General features: G+C 53.3%; 18 protein-coding genes and 1 tRNA gene. 8 read left to right on the top strand and 11 right to left on the bottom strand.

All coding sequences use genetic code 11. From position 1 onward, the window contains the following. Nucleotides 1-92 precede the first annotated feature (92 nt). On the top strand, nt 93-1,334 hold the full coding sequence (locus tag RIC29_11165; protein ID MEQ8735475.1) for a UbiH/UbiF/VisC/COQ6 family ubiquinone biosynthesis hydroxylase: 1,242 nt from the start codon (nt 93-95) through the stop codon (nt 1,332-1,334). Nucleotides 1,335-1,358: 24 nt separating this feature from the next. On the opposite strand, the gene RIC29_11160 is transcribed toward RIC29_11165, so the two are convergent. Genes RIC29_11160 through trxA form a run of 4 tightly spaced genes read right to left on the bottom strand, consistent with a single transcriptional unit; the run spans nt 1,359 to nt 3,683 of the window. Beyond that, a complete protein-coding gene (locus RIC29_11160; protein MEQ8735474.1) occupies nt 1,359-1,730 on the bottom strand; it encodes a DUF971 domain-containing protein in 372 nt (123 codons plus the stop codon). Between the two features lie 48 nt (nt 1,731-1,778). Then, nucleotides 1,779-1,964, bottom strand: coding sequence for a Trm112 family protein (locus RIC29_11155; protein ID MEQ8735473.1), 186 nt, complete (start codon nt 1,962-1,964; stop codon nt 1,779-1,781). Nucleotides 1,965-1,991: 27 nt separating this feature from the next. After that, complete coding sequence (locus tag RIC29_11150; protein ID MEQ8735472.1) at nt 1,992-2,738, bottom strand: LON peptidase substrate-binding domain-containing protein; 747 nt, start codon at nt 2,736-2,738, stop codon at nt 1,992-1,994. Nucleotides 2,739-2,747: 9 nt separating this feature from the next. After that, the gene (trxA, locus tag RIC29_11145) at nt 2,748-3,683 is read right to left on the bottom strand and encodes a thioredoxin (protein ID MEQ8735471.1); all 936 of its coding nucleotides are present in this window, start codon (nt 3,681-3,683) and stop codon (nt 2,748-2,750) included. Nucleotides 3,684-3,902: 219 nt separating this feature from the next. Here trxA and RIC29_11140 point away from each other — a divergent pair. Then, nucleotides 3,903-3,977, top strand: a tRNA-Gly gene (locus RIC29_11140). A gap of 182 nt (nt 3,978-4,159) precedes the next feature. Here RIC29_11140 and RIC29_11135 read toward each other — a convergent pair. Then, nucleotides 4,160-4,447 carry an encapsulin-associated ferritin-like protein gene (locus RIC29_11135; GenBank protein MEQ8735470.1) on the bottom strand — a complete coding sequence of 96 codons (288 nt, stop codon included), beginning with the start codon at nt 4,445-4,447 and terminating at the stop codon, nt 4,160-4,162. A gap of 382 nt (nt 4,448-4,829) precedes the next feature. Here RIC29_11135 and RIC29_11130 point away from each other — a divergent pair, with 382 nt between their 5' ends. After that, nucleotides 4,830-5,213, top strand: coding sequence for a c-type cytochrome (locus RIC29_11130; GenBank protein ID MEQ8735469.1), 384 nt, complete (start codon nt 4,830-4,832; stop codon nt 5,211-5,213). Between the two features lie 125 nt (nt 5,214-5,338). Here RIC29_11130 and RIC29_11125 read toward each other — a convergent pair whose 3' ends face one another. Together RIC29_11125 and RIC29_11120 are read right to left on the bottom strand one after the other, a co-directional pair. Then, nucleotides 5,339-6,067 carry a 2OG-Fe(II) oxygenase gene (locus RIC29_11125; protein MEQ8735468.1) on the bottom strand — a complete coding sequence of 243 codons (729 nt, stop codon included), beginning with the start codon at nt 6,065-6,067 and terminating at the stop codon, nt 5,339-5,341. After that, nucleotides 6,042-6,812, bottom strand: coding sequence for an FkbM family methyltransferase (locus tag RIC29_11120; protein MEQ8735467.1), 771 nt, complete (start codon nt 6,810-6,812; stop codon nt 6,042-6,044). Before RIC29_11120 ends, RIC29_11125 begins: the two co-directional genes overlap by 26 nt. A 201-nt stretch (nt 6,813-7,013) precedes the next feature. On the opposite strand from RIC29_11120, the gene RIC29_11115 reads away from it, so the two are divergent. Beyond that, a complete protein-coding gene (locus tag RIC29_11115) occupies nt 7,014-11,951 on the top strand; it encodes an NAD-glutamate dehydrogenase (GenBank protein ID MEQ8735466.1) in 4,938 nt (1,645 codons plus the stop codon). Between the two features lie 30 nt (nt 11,952-11,981). Here RIC29_11115 and RIC29_11110 read toward each other — a convergent pair whose 3' ends face one another. Further along, the gene (locus RIC29_11110; protein ID MEQ8735465.1) at nt 11,982-14,054 is read right to left on the bottom strand and encodes a tetratricopeptide repeat protein; all 2,073 of its coding nucleotides are present in this window, start codon (nt 14,052-14,054) and stop codon (nt 11,982-11,984) included. A gap of 84 nt (nt 14,055-14,138) precedes the next feature. Here RIC29_11110 and RIC29_11105 point away from each other — a divergent pair, with 84 nt between their 5' ends. Next, nucleotides 14,139-16,274 (top strand): tetratricopeptide repeat protein, encoded by a 2,136-nt coding sequence (locus RIC29_11105; GenBank protein MEQ8735464.1) that lies wholly within the window; start codon nt 14,139-14,141, stop codon nt 16,272-16,274. On the opposite strand, the gene RIC29_11100 is transcribed toward RIC29_11105, so the two are convergent. Beyond that, nucleotides 16,271-18,052: an ABC transporter transmembrane domain-containing protein gene (locus RIC29_11100; GenBank protein ID MEQ8735463.1), complete on the bottom strand. Its 1,782-nt coding sequence runs from the start codon at nt 18,050-18,052 to the stop codon at nt 16,271-16,273. The genes RIC29_11105 and RIC29_11100 overlap by 4 nt on opposite strands. A 210-nt stretch (nt 18,053-18,262) precedes the next feature. Here RIC29_11100 and RIC29_11095 point away from each other — a divergent pair, with 210 nt between their 5' ends. Genes RIC29_11095 through RIC29_11085 form a run of 3 tightly spaced genes read left to right on the top strand, consistent with a single transcriptional unit; the run spans nt 18,263 to nt 21,622 of the window. Beyond that, nucleotides 18,263-19,402, top strand: coding sequence for a DegT/DnrJ/EryC1/StrS aminotransferase family protein (locus RIC29_11095; GenBank protein ID MEQ8735462.1), 1,140 nt, complete (start codon nt 18,263-18,265; stop codon nt 19,400-19,402). Nucleotides 19,403-19,415: 13 nt separating this feature from the next. Next, nucleotides 19,416-20,339: a Gfo/Idh/MocA family oxidoreductase gene (locus RIC29_11090; GenBank protein ID MEQ8735461.1), complete on the top strand. Its 924-nt coding sequence runs from the start codon at nt 19,416-19,418 to the stop codon at nt 20,337-20,339. Then, the gene (locus RIC29_11085; protein MEQ8735460.1) at nt 20,336-21,622 is read left to right on the top strand and encodes an MFS transporter; all 1,287 of its coding nucleotides are present in this window, start codon (nt 20,336-20,338) and stop codon (nt 21,620-21,622) included. The genes RIC29_11090 and RIC29_11085 overlap by 4 nt, the downstream gene beginning before the upstream one ends. A gap of 11 nt (nt 21,623-21,633) precedes the next feature. Here the strand turns inward: RIC29_11085 and purH are convergent, their stop codons facing one another. Both purH and RIC29_11075 read right to left on the bottom strand, forming a co-directional pair. After that, nucleotides 21,634-23,211 carry a bifunctional phosphoribosylaminoimidazolecarboxamide formyltransferase/IMP cyclohydrolase gene (gene purH / locus RIC29_11080; GenBank protein ID MEQ8735459.1) on the bottom strand — a complete coding sequence of 526 codons (1,578 nt, stop codon included), beginning with the start codon at nt 23,209-23,211 and terminating at the stop codon, nt 21,634-21,636. Between the two features lie 101 nt (nt 23,212-23,312). Next, nucleotides 23,313-25,259, bottom strand: a complete 1,947-nt coding sequence (locus RIC29_11075) for a nucleoside-diphosphate sugar epimerase/dehydratase (protein ID MEQ8735458.1) — start codon at nt 25,257-25,259, stop codon at nt 23,313-23,315. Between the last annotated feature and the right edge of the window lie 77 nt (nt 25,260-25,336).

The following is a 25,336-nucleotide window of genomic DNA, read 5'->3' as shown; positions in this document are numbered from 1 at the left end:
ATTCTTCATATTATTGCCGATGCGCGGATAATGCACAAAATTAAAGCGCTTCGAAGACGTTACCGCCGATTGCGGTTGACCTGACCGCGCGCATGAGCGAAATCCACGGTATGGCTGAACGCATAGAAACCGACGTTATTGTGATAGGGGCGGGCCTGATCGGGTCCACCCTGGCCTGTGGATTGTCGGCCAACGGCATCTCAACCGTTATGGTTGACCGCTCTGACCCCGCCGCAACCCTATCCCCAACCCTCGATGGCCGCGCCTCGGCCATTGCCCACGCCAGCCGCATTGCCCTGGAGGGCATCGGGTTATGGCCCTTGATTGCCGATCAAACCGGCGAGATCCGGGAAATCAGGGTGTCTGACGGTTCGTCTTTGATGTTTTTGCATTACGACCATGAAGAGATTGGCGATCAGCCCCTGGGCCATATGGCCGAAAACCGGACGCTAAGAACAGGGCTGCTGGCGCTGATGGCAGCGCAGGACAATCTGTCCGTGCTCGCACCCGTGAACGTGGATCACATCAAACGTGACGAAACCCACACTGAGGTCCACCTGGATGATGGCCGTTTGGTCTCTGGCCAACTGATTGTCGCCGCTGACGGACGCGCCTCAAAAACACGGCAGAGTGCTGGCATTAATGTGACCGGATGGCGGTATGATCAACAGGCCATTGTGGCCACGATTAAACACGAACGGTCTCACAACGGCATCGCCCATGAACGGTTTCTGCCGTCTGGGCCATTCGCCATTCTACCCCTGAAAGGCGGCCATCAGTCGTCGTTGGTGTGGACGGAGAAAGCCTCGACCTACAGATCTTTCATGGCGTTAGATGACGCTGCGTTTCTGCAAGAAATTGATCAGCGCGTTGGCGGATTCCTTGGCACGTTGTCTTTGGTGGGGCCGCGCTTTGATCACCCGTTGGGGCTGCAGATTGCAGAACGCTACACGGATCAACGGCTTGCGCTTGTTGGTGACGCGGCCCACGGTATTCATCCCATCGCCGGACAGGGCTTGAACCTGGGTCTTCGCGATGTGGCAGCCTTGTTAGACATTCTGGTGGATGCCAAACGCTACGGCCTTGATTTGGCCCATACGGCAGGGTTGGCACGCTATCAACGCTGGCGGCGGGCCGATAATATATTGATGGCTGGCACGACAGACCTTTTAAACCGGCTGTTCTCGAACGACATTCCACCTCTGAGAACACTGCGTGATATTGGGCTAGCAACGGTCAACGTGCTGCCGCCGCTGCGCCAGACTCTGATGCGCCATGCCATGGGCCAGGTGGGGGATTTGCCTAACCTGATGCGGGGTCACGCGCCGGGCTAACAGGAGAGGCGCTAAAAACACAAACTAAGGGTCGCGTTTTAAACCCTTGGCGGACAACGCCTCAAGATAGGTTGCCCACCGCGCTTTATGCAGCTGACCTAATTCATAAAGTGTGCGCCAGGAGTAAATGCCGGTGTCGTGAAGATCATCAAAAACCAGCCGCACGGCGTAGTTGCCCACGGGCTCTATTTTCATAATCCCGACATGCCGCCGCCCCCCGACAATCACCTTCTCGCCCCCATGGGCCTGGACTTCAGCCGACGGACTTTCAACACGCAAATACTCCGCCGGGAGGGCGAAAGTTTCACCGTTTTCAAACGTGACCGTTAGAATTTTTGAGGCTGGATCGTAAGCCAGATCCTCCGGCCAGGGCAGATCCGTTGCATCATCGGTCATAGAGCCACAGCACAGCACGCTGTTGTTGGCAACGGCACCGCGACAGCCTCAGTCCTCATCGATGCGCCGCGCCTCATCGGGCAGCATAATCGGAATACCGTCACGCACGGGAAACGCAAGGCCGGCTTTCTTGCTGATCAATTCCTGGGCCTCACGATCATACTCGAGCGGGCCTTTTGTTACTGGGCACACCAGGATATCCAACAATTTAGAGTCTACGTCTGCGGTCGCCATGGAGCCCCCGTCTATTGAAGATTAATTCTAATTCTGCCGCGGGCCGTCGGAGGTGCCAGTGGCAAACACACCCATTTGCAGCAAGGCGTGGAGCATATCCGCCCGGTCTTGCGGTGTTTTGCTTTCCAGCAACGCCTGCTTCTCGCGCGGGTCGAAAGGACAAATCATGCACAGGGACGAGACCAAAGTGTGATCCGATAACCCTTTAATAATTTCCACTTTCAGCCGCATCCCCTGGGCATCAATATAGGGTTGCAGGGTGTCCAGCAGCGACTCGCGATCAAGATCAAACTCTTGCGGGGGTTTCATGTCATCGGGAAACGCCCCGTAGTCGGCGCGAACTCTGCGATAGCCTTTCACGCTGTCGAGTTCCTCAACCACATGAAAGCGGCTCAGCCCCTTGAGCGCGATAAGCAGCCGGCCATCATCTGTTTCTTCGAAGTAAACAATGCGTCCCGCGCAGCCGGTTTTATATAAGGGAGGTGCTTGATCGTCGTGCAGATCAAGGGGTGCCCCTGACTCAAGATCTACATCCGCTCCGATGTCGTCATCGTCTTCGTCAGAGGGGTGCACGCCGCCCATGGCATCGTAGTTCGGTTGAATCATGCCAATGATGCGGCCCGTCGCCAGGGCATCGAGAGACATATTGAGGTAGCGCGGCTCAAACAAATTCAGTGGCAGGCGACCAGCGGGCAGCAGCAGCGCACCAGACAACGGAAAAACCGGAAGCTCTTTCGGCAGATCAGAAGGTTTTGTCGAAACGGGGCTGAACACAATAAACCCTTAGTTAAAGAGCAAAGAAGACAGTTGACGGCGGCCATCCACGGTCACGGGGTCGGTGGGACCAAGGGCTTCAAAAAACTTCAGGAGTTGTTTTCTGGCACCATCATCTTCCCACTTACGATTAAGCTTAATGATTTCAAGCAGGCCGGCAACAGCGCCGGCGTGATCTTTGGCACCATAGCGCACCATGGCGAGATCAAAACGCGCCTGCATGTCTTTTGGCTTGGCTTTTATTTTTTTCTCCAGGGCTGCGATCTCTTCAGCGGCATCGTTACCAGAGGCCGTGGCTTCTTTCAGTTCAAGCGCCGTCACAACAGCCGCAATTTCTGGTTTCGTCTTTAGGTCCTCAGGAAACTGTTGCAGCACCTCTTTGGCAATATCGTCCTGACCAAGACCCATATAACAGCGCAGCGCCCCCGCCAGGGCGATCACGTTCTCTTGGTCCTGGCCCAGAATCTGTTGGTAAATGGCCAGCGCCTGCTCGAACTGCTCTTCCGCAAACAGGGCTTCCGCCTGCTCCAACGCCGCATCAATAGGCGAGCCTTGGCCGCCGGTCAGTTTATCTATAAACGCTTTGAGCTGGCTGTCTGGCAGCGCGCCCATAAAACCATCCACAGGCTGACCATTTTTAAAAGCAAACACAGCCGGAATAGACTGCACCCGGAACTGCGCCGCCAGAGGCTGGTTTTCATCGACGTTGATTTTAACCATTTTGACCTGGCCGCCATAACTGACGACCAGTTTTTCAAGCGCCGGGCCAAGCTGTTTGCAGGGACCACACCAGGGGGCCCAGAAATCAACAATGACTGGAACCGACTTGGACGCCTCAAGCACATCAGCCTGAAAGGTTTCTGTGCTGCTTTCCTTGACGAGATCGCCCGAATTTGGGGCTGCTGAGGGGCTCGTGGTCCCGCCAGATGTGTCTCCTACTAGCATAACGCCTCTTCGCCTTTTCACGCGTGGTTCGCCCTGTTGGGCTTTCTTGTTAGCCCGATTGGGCCTTGATTACCCTTTAGATGCGACCAAATGCGCCTCAACGCAAGGGATACCGGCCAGATTATCGTAGGACCTGAGCGACCAACCCCTTGCCAACACTACCTAATTGAGTATAGTCCGCGTCCTTCTGCGGTCACTATTGGTTAAACCGCACGCCGAGCGGGCGTAGCTCAGGGGTAGAGCACAACCTTGCCAAGGTTGGGGTCGGGCGTTCGAATCGCCTCGCCCGCTCCATTTTCTCTCACGAAATTAGTCAGTTAGAGCGCATGTAATCCGGCATGCGTGTTTTTGTGTGCGCTGGGGGAGCGCCCGGGAAACACCCAGGGCAGGCGCTATGAATACTTACTTTCTCACATCTGTGCCGTTTAACCCGGCAAGGATGGTTCGAAAAGCTGACGGAACATCAGGCTCAGGGTTCACTTGTGAGCGAGTGGTTTGTCCGTAAAAAGGTACTCTTTGAGTTCCTTATCGAAGGTCTTATCTTTTCGTCGAATCCACTCCAGCACCATGGCGGCGTGTTCTTTTTCTTCATCCCGATTATGAGCAAGAATGGCCTTAAGATCATCGTCCTTGCACGCGTCCATGCGTTGATTATACCAATCCACCGCCTCTAACTCTTCCATCAAAGATATTATTGCGCGGTGCATATCCTTTGTTTCGTCAGACAATTCATTGACCGGTTCATGGTACCCTTCGTTCGACATGGCTCTTCCTTTGCGTTTCAGAATGTATGCTGGTTATGACTTAAACTAGATTGGTCGCTTTAAGTTTGTCAAAACATAGAAAGTGCACTCCCACATGACCCAACCTCGCTCACGCATGACGCGAGCTTACTTAGTGGAATATTTAGCGTCTTTGCACTGTCTGCACCATAATAAGCCAGACTGGCCTTTGTGCCGTGAGCGCGTTGATCAATATCAAGATGCAAGACCAATGTTTTGCGTATAAGTGACGGTGGTCGTTCAGAATGGCGGTGTAAAATGCTAATCTCGCGTATGTTTCGCTAATCTTGAACCTGACTGAATTTTACCTCGGACGCAGGCCCTACCACAGCCCAACCGCCCGCCACACCAAGGGGACCAAAAAATGGCAAAACAGCTCGCAGTTCTATGCACCACATTTTTCACCCTTATGCTCTGTGCCGGTCAAACGCTGGCCCGACCAGACATTGATGCCGGCAAACGGGAATTCAGAATGAGTTGCCAAAGCTGTCATAGCTTAAAACGCGGTGAAGTTATTCAAGGCCCTTCATTAGCGGGGGTTTTTGGCCGCCGGGCTGGCAGTTTGGCGGACTTCAATTATTCAGAGACCATGCAAAATTCTAAAATTATCTGGACGGCAGACTCTCTGGACACATACCTCGCCAGCCCGCTGACCATGATGGGATCGGGTATTGATATGGTGGCACATGGTGTGCGGGACAAAGACGCGCGTGCTGACTTGATCGAGTTTCTGAAACATTCGCTGTAGAGCCAGAAACGCGCAGCGGGGAGGTATTAGCCGGTCCGTTTTTTCTAAACACTAAGCTCATTACAGTACATTCAATTGAGCCTGTTGTTTTTTTGTCCATTCCACAAGTTATTAACATAGCACTTTTAAAGAGCACCCTCCGGCGCCCGAATATTGACGATAAGTAATCGGCGATCACAATTTTCAACCGAGACAGGTTCAACGCCATGATACGAATGGTCCGTTCGCGGAAAAAGAACGAGGCGGTTGGGGCGGTATTCAACGCGGCTAACCAAATCAAACTCTGAGACGGGATGATGCAAGATATCATTCACCGGCATGTCTGGGTTTTTAGGCTTATACAGACCGGTGCCGTAAGTGCGATACTTTGAATCCGGCGACAGGTAATATAAAAGGCTCAATAAGCGAGCACGCGAGTCCGTATGCGGGCCTATCTTGTAATCACTGCGGTCACTGACAATCAACAATTCAGGGTCTAATCGTCCCACCCCTTTTAGATGTGAAACGCGGGCCTCCAGCGTAGCCCTAAATTTATGGTAGCATGCTGTGATCACGGCTGTACTCATCACTGCGAAAGCAACATTGACCCAGAATTCTTCCATTTCTGGCGGCTGGTCTGCAAAAAAGCGGTCTTCCAACAGCATGACCAGGCGTTCTTTATATGCTTCTGTGCGACCGGTACCAGGCAGACGCATCATATCTGTATCTTTTGGCCAATTCTGATGAATTGCATCAAAAACTGCAGTTGGCAGAACATCATCAATGATGCAGTGCTCAAAAGGGTCACGTGAAACAACGGCTTGAGTTATTTTTCTTGAAACATAGGTTTCAGCGCCTGAAAATATATTCTGCATAGTCTTTGTTGCCGCCTTCTTTGCGTCTTGCGCGCTCGACCTGATTTGGGTCGAATACAAATCCAAGATCACACATAATATCTATTAATTGAGCGTGCTGAGACAAATGAGGGCTGATCTCGATCAGCACCGAGCACAGGTTTGTATTCGCGAAGGTTTGTAAAGCGCCCTCGACGACCAGGTGCTCAAAACCATCGACATCTATCTTTACATGGTTCGGTACTGGAATAGATTGCGCGGCAACAAAATCATCGAGAGCATATCCCAAACAACCCTGCGCAAAAGCAGACTGCACAGGTTTCAGTTCATGATTAACTTCGTCGCCAAATTCATGTCCTGACGTGGCCGCATCAACATGACTCATATACAGCCGATCAATTGAATGTTTATTTGTGAGTGCACAACACCACGCTACCACTGAGTCCGCCATATTATTAAGGCGAATATTTTGATTAAGGAGCGCATAGTTTTGCGATTCGGGCTCAAAAGCAAACACCTGAACTTTGGAGTATGCGGCTGCAAACAGACTATACAGTCCCATATTTGCGCCAATATCGACAAAAACCTCTCCGGGCTGGAACCCTGCGATCCATTTCACGGTTTCTGGCTCTTTGGTGTTAAAAGTACTGACACGCCAATACACTGCTTGATTGGGTGCGGCATAAGATATTTTGGTTTTATTCACTGAGAGTTCAGCAACAGGTACCTTATATCCACCCACTGCGCTATCGTTAGGCGTCATCATAGAAATCCCAAATATAGATCAAAGCAATAAAAAGACATTTCATTAATCGTTTTGCAGACATGTTCACGCCGACCTCCGTACTAATTCTGATAAACGTGATAGAATTGTCGGCCAGTGTTGTAACGCCTTTTTGAGCGTTATCCCGTGTTCTGGTGACTTACCACAAGGCGTCACGCACACACAATTGTGAGGGCAGCAAGCATGACAAAATCAGCCGAAGACACCAAAACCAGTCTGGTGCGCAAAACGGTTGCGTTCGCCTCTGAGTACGAGCGCTCTAAAATGCGCGGCCCGCTCAAACACTTTATTCAGCAGTTTTACGAAGACTCTCCCCCCGCTGACTTGGTGGATGCCTCGCCCGGCGCACTTTATGCAGCGGCGGTCTCGGCGTTTGAATTTTCAAAAAACAGGCCCGTCGGCAAGCCCCTGTTGCGGGTGCTGACCCCAGATACCAAAAAGGGCCGAAAAGAGGTTTGGCCAACGGAACGCACGGTCATTGAAATCATCAATGATGATATGCCGTTCCTGGTTGATTCGGTGACGGCAGAACTGGAGCGCCTGGGAGAGCCTGCGCTATTTATCATCCACCCCGTGATTCCGGTGAAACGCGACACCGACGGCACATTGATTGACGTTTATCCGGAAGACGAACCTTTCCTTGACGAAGTCGTGCGGGAGGAAAAGGGCGTTCATTTTGAATCTGTCATGCATGTGCAAATTCCAAAAGAGACAGATCACGAGACGATTGAACGTATTGGTGACACGATGCGCTCTGTTTTGCGTGATGTGCGCCTAGCCGTTGACGACTGGCGCGAGATGCGTCGGCAAGCTGCACACATTGCGGCAGACTTTGATGGCGGATCCCCAGGGCTGGACACAAGCCAAGCTCAAGAAGTTGAAGACTTTCTGCATTGGTTGCACGACGACCATTACACTTTTCTTGGCTATCGCGAATTTACGATCGAAGCCAAAGGCAAAAACCGAATTTTGCATGTGCAGCGTGAGAACAACCTTGGGGTTTTGAAAAAGCCGTCCTTGGTGATGTTTGATGGCGTGCGAAGCGGCGCCCCGGTCCCACCGCTTTTTGCAGATTTTCTAGATGAGTCGCAGCCTCTGTTGATTGTCAAAGCCAATCACCGGGCGACTGTGCATCGCCGGGTTCACTACGATGTGGTGATCGTAAAATGCTATAACGAACAAGGAAAAGTTGTCAGTCTCAGATTTTTTGCCGGTATGTTTACGGCCGACGTCTACACCAGCAGCCCAAATTTCGTGCCTGTTCTGCGACGGAAGATTGACCGTATTCGCGACCATATCGGTTTTCGCAAACACAGCCATGATGGCAAACGCTTGCAGAACATCATGGAAAATTTGCCGCGTGACGAACTTTTTGAAAGCACAGACGAGCACCTGATCGACGTTGCGCTTGGTCTGCTGCATTTACAAGAACGCAGTAAAACGGCGTTATTTGTGCGCCGTGATAACTTTGAGCGTTTTGTGTCTTGCCTTGTGTATGTGCCAAGAGACCGGTTTGATACCCAACTCAGATTAACCATCGCAGATCTATTGACTGAAGCTTTCGCCGGCCGGGTCTCGTCATTCTATACCCAGGTAACGGACTCTGCCCTGGCCCGCATTCACTACATTATCGCCACAGCACCGGGCAAAATGCCGCTGGTCGATGTTAAGGCTTTGGAAGCAGAAATTTCTGCCGCGGCGCGCGCCTGGCAAGATGACCTTGAGACGGCGTTAGCGAACGCACATGGTGAGGCCGAAGCGAAAAACCTGCACGATAGATATGCACATGCTTTTCCTGTGGCCTATCGCGAAACCTATTCGTTTGAAGAGACTGTCTTTGACATCCGTAAAATTGAAGCCGTGCTGCGTGATCAAAAAGTCGCGCTGCACTTGCATGACCAACGTAATGAAAAACGCGAGACGCAGTTGCACCTTAAGGTCTACGCGAAGAGCGAGCCGCTGATTTTATCAGACGTGTTGCCGGTGATCGAAAATATGGGCTTTACGGTTGTCGGCGAGGTGCCTTTTCAGGTGACCCCCCGTGGAAGTACGACTGGTGGCGGTCCGCTTTGGATTCATGACTTCTCGCTAAAAGTCTCAAACGGTCATGTCATTCAACCAGAGGAAGTCCGGGATGGTGTGCACGAGGCTTTCTCGCGTGTCTGGTCTGGTGAAATGGAAAGCGACGGCTTTAACAGGTTGGTTCCGTTGGCGGGCCTGGCCTGGCGGGACGTGGTGATTTTACGGGCGTATGCAAAGTTTCTCCGGCAAGCGGCCTTCCCGTTCTCTCAAGCCTATGTGGAAAGCGCCTTTACGTCTCACCCAGCCGTCGCACGACTTCTGATAGACTTGTTTATGGCGTTGTTTGATCCGTCCTTAACGCGCCGGAAGCCTTCTAAAAAGTCAAGCGCATCTAAAAAATCAAACGCCGACAAAGTGCGCGCACAGATTATCAGTGCCTTGGATGAGATTGTATCCGCAGACGAAGACAGAATTCTGCGCCGCTACCTGATGCTGATTGAGGCAACGCTGCGCACAAACTTTTTTCAGACCAGCACGGACGGCGTCGCAAAAGATTATCTGTCACTGAAGCTTAACAGCCGGATTATTGATGACTTACCGCAACCACGCCCGTGGAAAGAAATTTTTGTTTATTCCCCCAGGGTCGAAGCGGTGCACCTGCGCGGCGGTGCCGTCGCCCGCGGCGGCTTAAGATGGTCGGACCGCCCCGAAGATTTCAGGTCTGAAATTCTCGGGCTGGTGAAAGCACAGATGGTCAAGAATGCCGTTATTGTGCCGACCGGGTCCAAGGGCGGATTCATTGTTAAGAACCCGCCTGCAGCAGGTGGTCGGGAAGCCTTCCAAGCGGAGGGCATCGCCTGTTATCAAATCATGCAACGCGGGTTGCTCGATATCACCGATAACGTGGTTAATGATAAAGTCGTTCCGCCTAAGAAGGTGGTGCGCCGCGATGGCGACGACCCCTATTTGGTGGTGGCCGCAGACAAAGGGACAGCGACCTTTTCCGATATTGCCAATGCGGTTTCAGAAGACGAGTACGGGCATTGGCTGGGCGACGCCTATGCCTCAGGCGGCACTTATGGGTATGACCACAAGGCCATGGGCATAACCGCCAAAGGGGCATGGGAGTCGGTCAAACGGCATTTCCGTGAGCTGGGGTTAGACACCCAGAAGGAAAACTTTACCGTTGTTGGCGTTGGTGACATGTCGGGTGACGTGTTTGGCAATGGCATGCTGCTGTCAAAGCATATTCAACTGCTGGCCGCTTTCAATCACATGCACATCTTTATTGATCCCGACCCGGATGCCGCCAGCAGCTGGAAAGAACGCAACCGGTTGTTCAAACTGGGGCGGTCTTCTTGGACGGACTACAACACCAAACTGATATCTAAAGGCGGTGGGGTTTTCGAGCGTAGCGCCAAGTCCCTTAAAATTTCGCCTGAAATTCGCAAAGCCTTGGGGCTAGAGAAAGCTCAGGTCACACCAAACGAGTTGATGACCGCAATCCTAACAGCGGAAGCCGATCTGATGTGGTTTGGTGGGATTGGGACCTACATTAAAGCAGACGATGAAAGCCATGCTGATGCTTCAGACCGCGCCAATGATACCATTCGCATTAATGCAGACGATGTGCGCGTCAGGGTTATCGGGGAAGGCGCAAACCTGGGCGTTACGCAACGCGGGCGCATCGCCTGCGGGTTAAACGGAACCAAGCTGAATACAGATGCCATAGACAACTCTGCCGGAGTTGACTGTTCTGATCATGAAGTGAATATCAAAATTCTTCTGAATGGCTTGGTCCAAAACAACAAGCTGACTTTAAAGGCCCGCAACCAGCTTCTGGAAAAGATGACAGAAGAAGTATCTGGTCTGGTACTGCGAGATAATTATCAACAAACCCAAACCATCAGCTTTATTGAAGCGCGCGGCGCCAGTGTGTTGGATGCCCAACAGCGCGCGATGAAAATTATGGAACGGGATGGCTTGTTAGACCGGGCCTTAGAGTTTTTGCCGGATGATGAAACGATTGTTGAACGGAGTGCGCGAGGCCAGGGACTCACCCGACCGGAAATTTCGGTTTTGGTGCCTTACAGCAAAATGTGGCTGTACAACAAAGTCGTTCAAAGCGGTCTGCCCGATGATCCGATGATGGAAGATGATCTGATTTCATACTTCCCCAAACCCATACAAAAGAAATATCCCGATGCGATTTTAAATCACAAACTGCGCCGGGAAATCATTGCAACAGTTGCGACCAACAGCTTTATCAACCGGGTCGGCGCTTCATTTATGACTCAGATGATGGAACGCACCGGTGTTGGACCGGTTGACGTGGTGAGGGCCTATCTGGTTACGCGCCTGGCTTATGATTTGCGTTCTGTCTGGAATGATATTGAAGCTTTAGACAATAAAGTTTCCGCCCTAACACAAACCCACATGCTGGAAGATGTCTACAGCATGATTGAACGCAGCGTGCTGTGGCTCTTGCGTAATAAACCATCGCCCATTGACGTGGCCGCGGTCCTGAAATCGCTTGGTCCGCAAGTGGCAGAGTTCAAACGCATATTTGCAAAAGTTGTCTCGCCGGAAGTGAAAAGTTACATAGACGGTGTCGCGTCGACTCATTCTGATAACGGTGTGCCGAAGGCTCTTGCCCACAAAGTGGCCTCACTTTACCGGTTAGCCGCGGCCAACGATGTGGCACATATTTCAGAAGCAACCCAGAAATCGATCGCGGACACGGCAGAGACTTATTTTTGTGTTGGCAATCGCTTTGGTCTTGGCGTTTTAAGAGCGCGCGCGCGCGCGATGTCCTCCGGAACCCACTGGCAAAAGCTGGCTGTATCCGCTGCCATTGAAGAAATTTTTGCGTTGCAGTCTGCCATTACCAAGCAAGTATTGAGCAGCACATCCAAAGGCGGAAAGGCCAAAAAAGGAAAGAGTGGGGGCCAAATCCTGGCCGACTGGATTGAAAATAATCACACCGGTGTTGAACGGTTTGACCAGCTCAATGAGGAATTGCGGAATTCAGAAGAGATCAGCCTGGCGATGTTGACCGTCACCAACCGACAGCTGGCGGCGCTTGTCTCAAGCGCCTGATGCGGGCAAATAATTTAGCCCGGACAACAACTAACCTGACGTTACTTTGGCTTGCCACTGGCCGCGGAGCAGAGCGTAAAATGCCGCCGAAAACTGCGACACGTCGCACAGCGGCGATGCCAAGGTTTTTTGCCTGATCTGCCGCCGCAGGGTCGTGAGCTGTTCTGGCTTCGCGGCAAGATCTGCGGCGATGCGGACAAAACCGTCCTCCGTTTCAGCCACCCATTGCGGAAACCCGGCGGCGCCAAGATGGGCCGTGGCGTGCCGCCCACAAAACCGGTCTCCCCTTAGCGTCACAACAGGCACACCCATGCATAACGCCTCGCAGGTGGTTAACCCTCCGGAGTAGGGCCAGGTATCCAGAATGATATCGACCTGAGAATATTGATCCAGAAAGTCTGAATGCTCACCGCCTGTTCCAATAAGAATCCGATCCGTGCTGATGCCATTCTCCATAAAGGCGCTATAGAGTTGACCTTGGCGGCCTTCGTCAGCCAGGAGATAGCCATTCGCCAAAAAACGGGACTCCGGAACAGCTTTTAAAACAGCAGCCCACAACGCTATCGTTTCAGGTTGAATTTTTGTCAGTTCACTGAACGTCCCAAACGTTACACAGCCACTTTTATCAACGGGCGCCATCGGCGATGGCGGAAGATAAGACGGGGGCTGATAACAAATATAGTCTATGGGAAGTTGAACCACTTTTTCGACGTATCGGTCTTGTTCAGACAGGGGCGTGTGCACAGGATCGCCGATCAGAATGTCGATCGCGTCCAACCCCCGGGTATCAACGTAGTCTCCCCAGGCAACTTGCAGCGGCGCTGGTTTTTCGGCAAAGGCGCGCAGTCGATTGTGAGGCGCGTGGCCAGACAGATCAATCAACACGTCAATCTCATCTTTCGCAATGAGCGCACTCAGGGCTTGGTCAGAAATGCCTTTAATATCGCGCCAGTGGTCCGCCGCTTGCCGAAAACGTTGGGTATGGGAATCAGGCAAGGCCGTATTTGAATAGCAATACAATATCCAATCCTCTTGATCGCGTGCGGCCAAGACGGGTAAGGCAAAAAACAGCATTGCGTGAAAGCGGAAGTCACCGGAAACGACGCCAAGCCTCAGTTGCCGGTTTGGCTGAACATCGTAGCCCTCACGGACACACTGGGCCTGCGGATTATTGTGCCGCTCGCCGAAAGTGAGGTGTTCTCGCGTCAAATCTTCGGGTGTACTCTTTGCAGAGTAGTGAAGGCACATCAGCAGGCTCGACCGAATAGCGGCGAGGTCCGGACGCATATCCAGTACTTGCCTGCGATGCGCCACTGCATCAAGACTGCCGTCGTCGGCCAGGTCGGCCAAGCCAACATAAGCTTGCGATAAATCCTTATCGAGCTCTATGGCATGTTTGAAGGCGGCGTCCGCCTCAGATTTTTTGCCTTGGGTCGCCAGCACAACACCAAGGTTGACCCACGCCTCCGCATGCTCTGGGCGAAGATCCACAGCGCGCCTGTAAGAAGATTCTGCGGCATCCGCGCGACCGGCGGCCTGGAGGGCATTGCCGAGATTAAAGCGGAGTTCCGGAGATTTCGGCGCATAAGCCAAGCCTTCGATGAGAACGGTGGCCGCGCCTTCCGGATCACCCATCGACTTCAAGGTAATCGCCAGATTGTTGTAAGCCGCCACAACACCAGGCTTGATCAAGAGGCTGGCCCGGAACGCATTGACTGCCTCGTCAAACCGACCGGCATCGCGCAGCGCATTGCCCAGATTAAATAAAATATCCGGTTGATCGGGCATTCCACGTCGCGCCAACTCAAACGCCCTGATCGCATCATCCGTGCGGCCTAAGCGCCGCAGCGTATTGCCTAAGGTATTATGGTAAACAGGATTGGTAGGCTCGATTATGAGTGCAGAGCGCGCATACGTTTCAGCCTCCGCAAGCTGGCCCAGATCCTGAGCAATGGCCGACATCAGGTTTTTTGCATCGGCAAAATCTGGTGCATCGGTGATCAGGGAGTCGCCCAAAGCGGATGCCATAGACAAGTCTCCACGTTCATACGCAGAGACGGCGTCTTGGAAACGGTCTTCTATTGTGGGTGTGGCATTCGTCATGCCCTTAACCTATACAGTTCCTGCACCACGGCAACGAAATATCATTAAGGTGCGTATTGATCGTAATCGAAACACGCTGCTGGAATGACACAGCCACCTGACACCTCTCATGCTGAAGCAGACCACGATACATTAAGGCTGTATGTCCGATGTATGGCGGCGGGTGATGACCTTCTCGCACAAGGGCGGACTGCCGAAGCCAAGCTGCAATTTGAAAATGCGCTGTTGATTCAGCCAGAATCGGTGGATGCGCTTTATAAAATTGGGAGCGTCTACTATCTCCAAGATCAAGAAGAAGAGGCTGTCCGCGTACTCACCAAAGCCAACACTTCAAAACCAAACACCCCTGAGATTCTCAATACACTTGGGGCGGCCCTTGCCCGCATGGGCCGCGTTGAAGAGGCCGTGGATGCCTTTCAGCAGGTTTTTCAAATGAACCCGTCACATGCGGCGGCGGCGTTAAATTGTGGTCGGCTGCTGTTAGATCACGGCTTTTATCTTCAGGCAGAAGGATGGCTCACCAAAGCGGCCGACCTGCGCCCCAACGACAGTAAAATTCTGCAGCATTTGGCACACGCGCGGCTGGCACTCGGGCAACCGCGCCTCGCAATTACTGCAGCAGACTTGGCCGTGGCTGCAAATTCAGAAAACAGCGTGGCACGGCTTCTGCTCGGCCAAGCGTACCTATCGATCCGCAAACTTGAAGCTGCCCACACAGAGCTAAGCCGCGTGCTTGTGGAAATGCCAAACCATCCGGAGGCGCTGTACTATCTAGCAGAGACCGAAGAAAAACTTGGGCGTACAGAACAAGCAAGATCCCTTTACGCGCGCGTTGTAGAACTGGATGTTGATCCTGAGTTCAGAGCGCTGACCCAGTTAAAAAGCGTGCTGGCCCTTCCCGTGATCAGCCAAAGCGTCACAGAAATTCAAACAAGCCGCCAGGCCATACTGTCCGCTTTAAACGAGCTACCACGCACAGCCGTGAAAGACCCCTACAGCGCTGGCGGATTTACCAATTTCTATCTGACTTATCAGGGCGAAGACGATAAAGAAATTCAGCAGCGCATTGCGGCGTTTTATCTGAGCTGTTGTCCGGATCTGGCACGCACGGCCCCTCATATTGGAAAGAGGCCCGCACACTCGAAATATAGAATTGGAATTCTCTCCAGTTTTCTCCGCAACCATACGGTGGGCTATTTGTGCCGGGGTTTAATTGAGCACCTGGATCGCGACCGGTTTGAGGTTGTGTTGTTGCGCTGCCCGGTTTTGCCCATTGAGGACCCCTTGGCCCCTGTTCTTGCGCGCGCTGCGGATGAGGTCATTGATCTGCCAGATAACCTGATCCAAGCCAGAGAGAAAATTGCTCAGGTTGCCGCCGATCTGATTTACTTCCCGGAAGTTGGCATGGAAGACCTGGTGTACTTTTTGGCCTTCGCCCGGTCTGCGCCAGTGCAGGTTATGGGGTGGGGACACCCGGTGACGACGGGCATTCCAAATATGGATTTCTTTCTGTCTGTTGCAGATATGGAGCCACAGGACGCTCAAGAACACTATACCGAGCAGTTGATACCGCTTGATGGTTTATCGGTCTGTGTGAAAGCGCCCGCCGTTCCAGAAATGGTGCAGGACAAAAGCAGCTTTGGAATGATCGCAGATGCACCTGCTTATCTGTGCGCGCAAAGCTTGTATAAAATTCACCCGGATTTCGACGATATTGCCGCAGGACTACTCGAGAAGGATGCGGCAGCCAGACTCTATTTTATGTCGCTGACCGACCATGCCGATGAGCTTTTCCTGTCTCGCCTGGCGCAAAAAGCCGGCGATAATATGGACCGGGTTAGAATGTTAAAGCGCGTTCCCAGCAAAGACTTTATCGCCCTGCTGCGCTGTGTAGACGTCTTATTGGATATCCCCCATTGGGCCGGTGGTAAAACCAGCCTTGAAAGCTTAGCAACCGGCACACCTATCGTGCATTGGCCAGGGCGCTTTATGAGGGGGCGACACACCCTCGCCTTTTACAGAAAAATGGATGTCCTGGACTGCGTGGTCAACAGTACACAAGGTTACGTCGAGACCGCCTATCGCCTTGTGCATGATCTGCCTTTTCGTACGGCTGTGCGAAATAAAATAGCTGCGAGTTCAGCTCTATTATTTAACGATACGTCTGCAATCGATGAAATATCAGACGTTTTCGAGAAACTGATTTTAGAGCGCCGCTAAGCTGCGGCTGTATCGACGGCATCTGACGCCGCAAATTGTAAACGATACAAACGCGCATACGCGCCATCCTGGGCGATCAGGTCATCGTGACGACCGCTTTCAACAACCTGGCCATCGACCACTACATGAATGCAGTCAGCGTGTTGGACCGTTGCCAACCGGTGCGCAATCACCACCGTCGTGCGATCTTTGCGGAGCGCGTCCATGGCCGCCTGCACTTGCGTTTCAGTCTCTGCGTCGAGGGCACTGGTGGCCTCGTCCAACAATAAGATCGGTGCATTTTTAAGAATCGCCCGGGCGATGGCAATGCGCTGACGCTGCCCCCCTGACAGGGACTCACCCCGTTCACCAACCAGCGTTTCATAGCCGTTTTTCATGGCCGTGATAAACACATCGGCGTCCGCTGCTTTTGCCGCAGCCACAATTTCTTCATGCGTCGCATCGGGTTTCCCAAAGCGAATATTGTTTGCCACGGTGTCATCAAACAGAAGCACGTCTTGCGTGACCAGGGCAATTGACGCCCGGACTGAGGTCAGCGTTGCTCTTTTGATGTCTTGGGAATCAATTTCAACGGCCCCGGAGACCGGATCAAAAAACCGTGGAATCAAATTAAGGATTGTTGTTTTGCCAGAGCCAGACGGACCAACCAACGCCGTCGTCTTGCCTGGCAAAGCCTCTAGCGAAAGCTCACGCAGGACTTGCGTTTGATCCTCATAGGAAAACGAAACTTTATTGAAGCGAATGCCGCCCCCGTTAATTTGGAGCGGTTTTACGTGTGCCTGTTCTTTGAGGTCTGAGTGCTCATCAAGTAGCGCGAACAGACGCTCTGCCCCAGCCAAGCCCTCTTGAATTTGAGAGTTGAGATTTGCCAGGGCCTTCATTGGCCGGTAGGCCATCAACAACGCCGTGATAAAGGAAAAGAAGGCCCCCGGCGTGGTGGTGTCTTGGATGACCCGCCAGCCGCCATACACAATGACGATGGTGACCGCTACACCGCCAACGGTTTCCATCAGCGGACTAGAGATGGCCTTGATCCGCTCAGCCCCCATGACCAAGTCACGCACGGACCGGGTCATACCCGCGGCTTGTTTGATCTCGTAATCTTCCAATTGGTAGGACTTGACCAACCGCATTCCGGAAAACGTTTGCTGTAATACGGTCATCAGGCCACCGGTTTGAACCTGGGTGTCGGCGGTGACGTGGCGCAAGCGCCGCCCCAGCCGCGTAATCGGGATGACGGTTGCGGGAAATACGACAAAGGCAATCGTGGCCAACAACCAGTCTTGATAGAACATCACCGCCACCAAAAAAATGACCGAGAGACTGTCTTTCCCAAGACCCGTAAGCGCCGTGGACACGGCTTGACGCATCATCCCAATATCGGTGGTGAAGCGTGAAATCAGACTGCCCGTAGAGTGTCTTTGGTAGAACGCCAGGTCTTGAGTCATGAGGTGCCGGAACAGGCGGTTCTGCATGTCCATCAGCACAGACTGCCCGACGCCCGTCATCAGAATCGTTTGGGCATACGTGGCGGCGCCTTTGATGGCAAACACCGCAAAAACGGCCCCGCCAACAGACCATAATAAATCACTGCGCCGTTCGACGAACACGCGATTGACGACAGGGTCCATCAGCCACGCCAGCGCCGCTGTCATGGCCGCGACCAGGACCATAAATACGGCGGCCATGGCCAACCTTGAGGCATAGGGCGCGACGGCCTCTTTGACCAGTCGGCGCAGCAACGGGCCCGTTTGGTTTGATGTCTCTGATTTACTCATACTGCTCCGCAGTAAAGGATTTACGCATACTGCCCCGCAGTAAACGGTCCTGACGCAAGATTGTCCAGGTTTAGACTGGCGGACCCAAACTCGTTATCAACTCCGCGTTTACAAGAGTCAGGCCGAAGTTGTAGGTTGCGCCTTCTTTTGGCCGCATAGTTCCCGCATTGAGGTATAGTGGCCAACTCTGCCCGCCGATAGGTATGATTTATGCGCGATACAACGTCCCCGCCCTTGTCGTTTATCGATCTTCAAGCCCAACGGGCACGCATTTCCCAGGACATTGATGACGCGATCGCCCGTGTTTTAGAGCACGGCGCCTTTATTATGGGGCCGGAGGTCGCAGAGGTCGAAGATCAGATGGCCAAGCGCGCAGGCGTCAAACATTGCCTGTCCTGCGCCAGCGGCACGGACGCCCTGGTTCTGCCCTTAATGGCGGCGGACATCGGCCCCGGCGATGGCGTTTTGGTGCCCTCTTTTACATTTACATCGTCTGCTGAAGTTATCGCCTTGCGCCGCGCAACACCCGTGTTCGTGGATATTGATCCGCACACGTTCAACATGGATCCCGATAACCTTGAAGCCGCGTTACAGGCCGCCGCGCGTGCAAACATAACAGTGCGTGCCATTATGACCGTCGACCTTTTTGGCCAGCCGGCTGATTTTGATCCAATACGCGCATTTGCCGAACAGCACGGCCTTTGGATTCTTGATGATGGCGCCCAAAGTTTTGGGGCCGCTTACAAGGGTTCTCCGGTTGGGTCCCTCGGGCGCGTGACCGGCACCAGCTTTTACCCCTCCAAGCCCCTCGGGTGCTATGGCGACGGTGGTGCTGTTCTAACGGACGACACGGCCCTCTATGAGCGTATGAAAAATATGCGGGTTCATGGCAATGGCGGCCGCAGTGTAAAAGCAGAGTCTTTAGGACTCACAGCGCGCTTTGATTCCATTCAGGCCGCCGTCTTATTGCAGAAGCTGAAAATTTTTGACGACGAATGCGAAAAACGCAACGCGGTTGCAAACAGATATCATGACGGTCTGCATGACATCGTTCAGACACCCCAGGTGATTGACGGCGCAACGTCCGTCTGGGCGCAGTATACAATTGTGTCAGATCAGCGTGATTTGATCGTGGAACGCTTGTCTGCCGACAACATTCCCACGGCGGTGTTTTATAGACACCCCCTGCATACCCATAACCCTTATGCTGGCTTTCCAGTTGCCGGAAACGGGCTGCCCGTTACGGAAAAAATTGCGGCCCAGGTCGTCAGCCTACCTATGCACCCTTACTTGACGCCAGAGGCTCAAGACCGGGTGATTGCCGCCATCCGCGCAGCTTTAAACACCTAAGCGCCTGAGTGTTATGAATACGAACACCACGCCTAGGGTCGCCGTCATCGGCTTAGGGCGCATGGGGATGCATCATGCCAGAGCCTGCGCCGACGTCGAGGTGGTTGACCTGGTCGCTGTGAGTGATCAACAGACCGATGTTGCAAAACAGGTTGCGCAAGACTTCACCTGTAAAGCCATCAGCAACATAAACGATTTGGTTGGACAGATTGATATGGCCGTTATCGCTGTATCAACGCGACACCACCGCGCAGTCGCAGTCCCATTGCTGGAAGCTGGTATCGCCTGCCTGATTGAAAAACCCATTGCTGTTGATGATGATGAAGCACAGGCCATTATTAAGGCTGCTGGCGCTGGCGGCGCTGCGCTGGCAATCGGCCATATCGAACGGTTTAATCCAACGATTCTGACGCTGCGCCGTGTTCTGCGTGATAAAATAAAAGACGGGCATGCTGTTTCCAGCTTCAGTGCGCGCAGACTTCATTTACCATCACCGCGAAACTACGATGTGGATGCTGTTCTTGATCTGATGATTCACGATCTGGACCTCATGACGTTGTTTTTAGAGTCAGACGTTGCCTCTATCAGCGTTGCACCCGGCGCGACGACAGAAGATATTACGACGCATCTTATATTTGATGATCAATCGACCGCGCAGTTCCAAGTCAGCCGGGCGGCAAAAACACAGCATAGAGATTTACAAATAGGCGTTGGCACGTCGCAATACCGGATCGACTTTGCGGCGAAGACGGTTGTTGAAATTCAAAGCAGCACGGAAACAGAAGTTAAGGTGGATGATCGTGATGCCTTGCGGGCGCAACTGCGGGCGTTTGCCCAACTCACTCAAAATCAAGACAGCCTTATAGCCTCGGGCGCAGAGGGGGCGCAAGCCTTGCACTTGGCCAATAAAATCCGGCAGCACGCCGGTTTGTTATGACAGCCATTACTCCTCAGACCCCCAAGACCTCTCAGAAAGGGTTGTGGGCTTGGGCCTTTTTTGATTTTGGAAACTCAGGCTTCACAACCGTCGTTTCCACATTTGTCTTTTCAGCTTATTTCACCCAAGCCATTGCGCCAGATCCAACAACAGGCACGTCCCTCTGGGGGTTAGCCACTGGAATTGCTGGCGTGATTATTGCGCTGACGAGCCCGATCTCCGGCGCGATTGCAGACCATACGGGTCGCAGAAAGCCCTGGCTGGCTTTTTTTACACTGATGTGCGTGGTGGCCACAGCCGCGCTGTGGTTTGCCAAGCCGGGAACAGACTCCATTCCCCTGGCCCTGACCCTGGTGGTATTTGGCACGGTCGGCTTTGAAGTTGGGTTGGTTTTCTACAACACCATGCTTCCAAGCCTGACAACACCCGATCGCTTAGGTCGCGTTTCAGGGCTGGCGTGGGGTCTTGGCTATGCGGGTGGATTGATATGCCTGGTTTTGGCCTTAGTTGGATTTATTCAGGCGGATCCAGCCCCGTTTAACCTGGATACAAACGACGCTGAGCATGTTCGCGCAACGCTCTTACTAACCGCTGTTTGGATCGCGTTGTTTACGTGGCCGTTGTTTGCTTTTACGCCCGACACGCCCAGCACGCAGGTCCCACTTACAGCGGCCATAAAACAGGGGATATCAACTCTGATCGCGACGCTGCGTAATGTGAAACAAAACGCCAACAGTTTCCGCTTTCTCATCGCACGTATGGTTTACATTGACGGCGTCAACACCATGTTTGCGTTCGGCGGCATTTACGCGGCTGGCACCTTTGGGATGACGCTCGAAGACATTATTATTTTTGGCATCGCCCTCAATGTGACCGCCGGTTTAGGAGCCGCTGTGTTTGGCTGGGTTGATGATCGTTATGGATCCAAGCTGACTCTGACGATCAGTTTATCCGCCCTTACTCTATCGGCCATCGGCGTTCTCATCGCACAAACCGTGCCGCAGTTTTGGATTGCGGCACTGATCATGAGTACGTTCTTTGGACCCGTGCAAGCCGCAAGCAGAACCTTCATGGCGCGGCTCGCTCCTCCTGCAATGCGGGGTGAGATGTTTGGCTTGTATGCCGTCTCTGGAAAAGTCACCAGCTTTGTCGGACCTTTTGCCGTAGGAGGCGTTACGGCGCTGGCCGGGAGTCAGCGTATTGGAATGGCGACAATATTGGTGTTTCTTATTGTTGGCTTGATACTTTTACAGACTGTCAAAGAACCCAAGCAAACGGTCTAAGCATCAACGCCTTAGTGCCTAAAGTGGCGCATGCCCGTAAAGACCATCGCCAGACCTTTTTCATCCGCCGCGGCAATAACCTCATCATCGCGAATAGACCCACCAGGCTGAATGACCGCGGTCGCCCCCGCCTCAACAGCTGCGAGCAAGCCATCGGTGAACGGGAAAAACGCATCAGACGCCACAACAGAACCAACGGTTGCTGGCGTATCTAAACCCGCTTCAGCGGCGGCATCACGCGCTTTGGCCGCAGCGATACGCGCGGAGTCAACCCGGCTCATCTGCCCGGCACCAATACCCACTGTGGCGCCGTCTTTGGCGTAGACAATGGTGTTGGATTTAACGTGTTTCGCGATGGTAAAGGCGAACAGCATGTCATCAATCTGATGTTCTGACGGCTTGACCGCTGTCACGACCTTGAGATCACCTGAACGGATATGGCCTGTGTCTTTGGTTTGGGCCAATAAACCGCCGGCAACGGGCTTGATCATCCGGGCGGGTGCAGACACATCCGGCATGCTGCCGGTCAACAGAAGACGTAAATTCTTTTTCTTTGAAAACACTTTCTTGGCCGCATCATCGGCCTCTGGTGCAATCACGACTTCCGTAAACAGCTCGGTGATCTTCAGCGCCAGCGCTTCGTCAAGCGGACGGTTGAGCGCGACAATGCCTCCAAATGCGGACACAGGGTCGCAGGCCAGTGCTTTGGCATAGGCTGACAGACAATCACCGGCAACCGCGACGCCACACGGATTGGCATGCTTGATGATCGCAACGGCTGGTTGTTCAAACTCAGCCACCAATTCAAAGGCCGCGTCCGTATCATTGATGTTGTTATAACTCAGCTCTTTGCCCTGAACCTGCTGCGCTGTGGCAACGCCGGGCCGTGAATCGCCCGTTAAGTAAAGCGCGGCTTCTTGGTGTGGGTTTTCACCGTAGCGCAAATCCTGCTTCTTTGTGCCAGTGGTCGACAGCCACCGGGGGAACGTTTCACCCAGTTGATCAGCAAACCAGGTTGAGATGGCACTGTCATAGGCCGCCGTTCTTGAGAAGGCACGCGCGGCAAGAATCGTGCGCAAATCTTCAGACACTGCACCGCCGTTGGCCGCCATATCTGCTTTGACCTGGGCGTAGTCCTGCGGGTCCACCACAACGGCAACCCCGGCATGGTTTTTTGCAGCGGAGCGGATCATGGCGGGCCCACCGATGTCGATGTTCTCGATGCAGGTCGCAAAATCGGCACCTGCGGCAACTGTTTTTTCAAAGGGATACAAATTAACGACAATCAAGTCGATGGGAGAGATCTTGTGCTCAGCCATGGTCGCTTCGTGCTCTGCATTGCCACGCACACCCAGCAGCCCGCCATGTACATTGGGATGAAGGGTTTTCACCCGGCCATCCAGCATTTCAGGAAACCCGGTCAGGTCTGACACTTCGCGAACGGCCAACCCCGCCTCTGCGATGGCTTTCGCGGTGCCGCCGGTTGAAACCAGTTCCACGCCTTTCTCCGCCAGAAACTTGGCAAACTCCACAAGGCCCGATTTGTCGGAAACTGAGAGTAAAGCGCGACGAACGGCGGGAGCAGACATGGAGACCTCGGAATTGATTGGGAGCGAATTTTAGAGCAACGGAGAGACGGGGTTTAACATGCCTGCACAGCCGGGAAAACGGCTTATACGCCGTTCAAAGACTACGTGGCCAATTTTAGCTTTGGCGGCGGAGCAGGGCTGCTGAGGGACTCTGGCATTGGGATTTCACGGTTCAACTCGGGCACCAACTCAAAGAGGATCTTCATCGCTGCCCGCTCATTCTGCGCGGCACATGCCTCGGCCAATTGGTCCATTTTTGAGGCCAGTTCAGTAAAGGATGTCGATTGAGACCTTGAGCGGGCAATGAGAATCCCATCCATATCGGTTGGGACTGGGGGCTCATCCTCATGGAAAAGCTCTTCGGTGAGTTTTTCGCCGGGCCGCCGGCCAGTGATTTCAATTTTGATCTCAGTCTCTGGGATTTTACCGGCCAGGCGAATCACCTGACGCGCCAAGTCCATGATTTTTACGGGCGTGCCCATATCAAGAACGTAGGTTCCACCTTTATCGTCGCGGCTGGGACCTAACGCAGCGGCTTGAAGCACCAGCTCAACAGCTTCTTCAACCGTCATGAAGTAGCGCTGAATATCAGGGTGGGTCACCGTCAACGGCCCGCCAGCGGCTAATTGTTTCTGGAACAACGGCACGACCGAGCCCGTCGACCCCAGCACGTTACCAAACCGGACCGTAATGTAGCGCGTTCCCTGACCATCGATATCTACAGCCTGACAATACATCTCCGCGAGGCGTTTGCCGCCGCCCATCACGTTCGACGGGTTCACGGCCTTGTCTGTAGAAATCAAGACCATCTCCGGCACACCGTGGACCTGACAGGCATCCGCAACAATGCGGGTCCCAATCACATTGGTCGCAAGCCCTTCCAAGGGATTATGCTCAACCATGGGAACATGTTTTAGGGCGGCAGCGTGAAACACGATATCTGGCTTAAACGTGCCAATAACAGAATTGATACGAATGCTATCACGCACATCCGCAATGATCGGCTGGATATCCAGGGCTGGCCAATTGATTCGTGTCTCCATCTCAATCGTGTAGAGGTTAAATTCTCCATGATCGAGCAGCGCCACGTTGAGGGGGCCCGCCGCGGCAATCTGGCGCACCAGTTCAGATCCGATAGACCCACCAGCCCCGGTAATGAGGATGCGCTTGCTTTTGATCAATGCCTGCATGGCGTCCCGGTCTAGGCTGCGCGGTGGGCGCCCAAGAAGATCTTCAAGCAGAATGGGCCGGGGCGCAAAATCTGGCTCATCATAGCTGCGGACATCCGTCACAGGCGGCAGCTTGGCCAGAGGAATATTAGTGTCTTGAGAGACCCGCAGGAGCTCGCCCAGAATATCGCGCTGATTTTCTGGCCGCGCCAGGATCAGGCGTTTGGGTCTTAACCCGCGCGATGTCAGGCGTTCAATGATGACTTCGATATCATTGTCCTGCCCAAGCACTTCGGCCCCGTGCATGATTTGACCCACACGGGTCGGCGTTGCCGTCACCAAACCAACAACAAGATACTGGCTCTGAGGATCCAGTTTGGTCGCACGCATAAAATGCGCTGCGTCGTCGCCAGCTCCAATGAGTAGTACGGGTGTTGGCACCGCATGGACGGTGCCAAAAAATCCAAAACGGCGGTCCTTAATCAGACGAAAGGCGAGACGCGGGCCAGCCAGAATCACAACCAGGACAAACCAGCCAATAATCGGAACCGACCGGGGCAAATCCTCCAGCCGGGTAAACAGAAACATCAGAGGAAGAAATGCGAGAGCAACCAATGTCGCTGAGCGGACAATATTTACGCCATCAGCGAAGGAAACGTAGGCCCAGACGTGACGGTACAATCCGGTAAACAGATACACAACCAGAGCGAGGGCTGCATAGACCGCAGAAAGCTGGAGTACGACCCCCATCTGATCGAACATGCCAGGCCCCAGGCGCAGAAAAAAAGCAATGCCCAGGGCAATGAAGGCCATGGCTGTATCGTGCATCAGCACAATAAGATTGCGCGGCTGGGTAAATATGCTGCTGAGAGATTTCACAGAAAGATTCTGCCGTCCTTTTGTACGGGGCGGACAAGATACCTGACTCGTCCGAGATTCACCACGCTCTGATCGAT

The organism is Rhodospirillaceae bacterium, from assembly GCA_040219235.1.
Classification (GTDB): domain Bacteria; phylum Pseudomonadota; class Alphaproteobacteria; order Rhodospirillales; family Rhodospirillaceae; genus WLXB01.
This window is presented reverse-complemented; position numbering and strand designations above follow the sequence as displayed.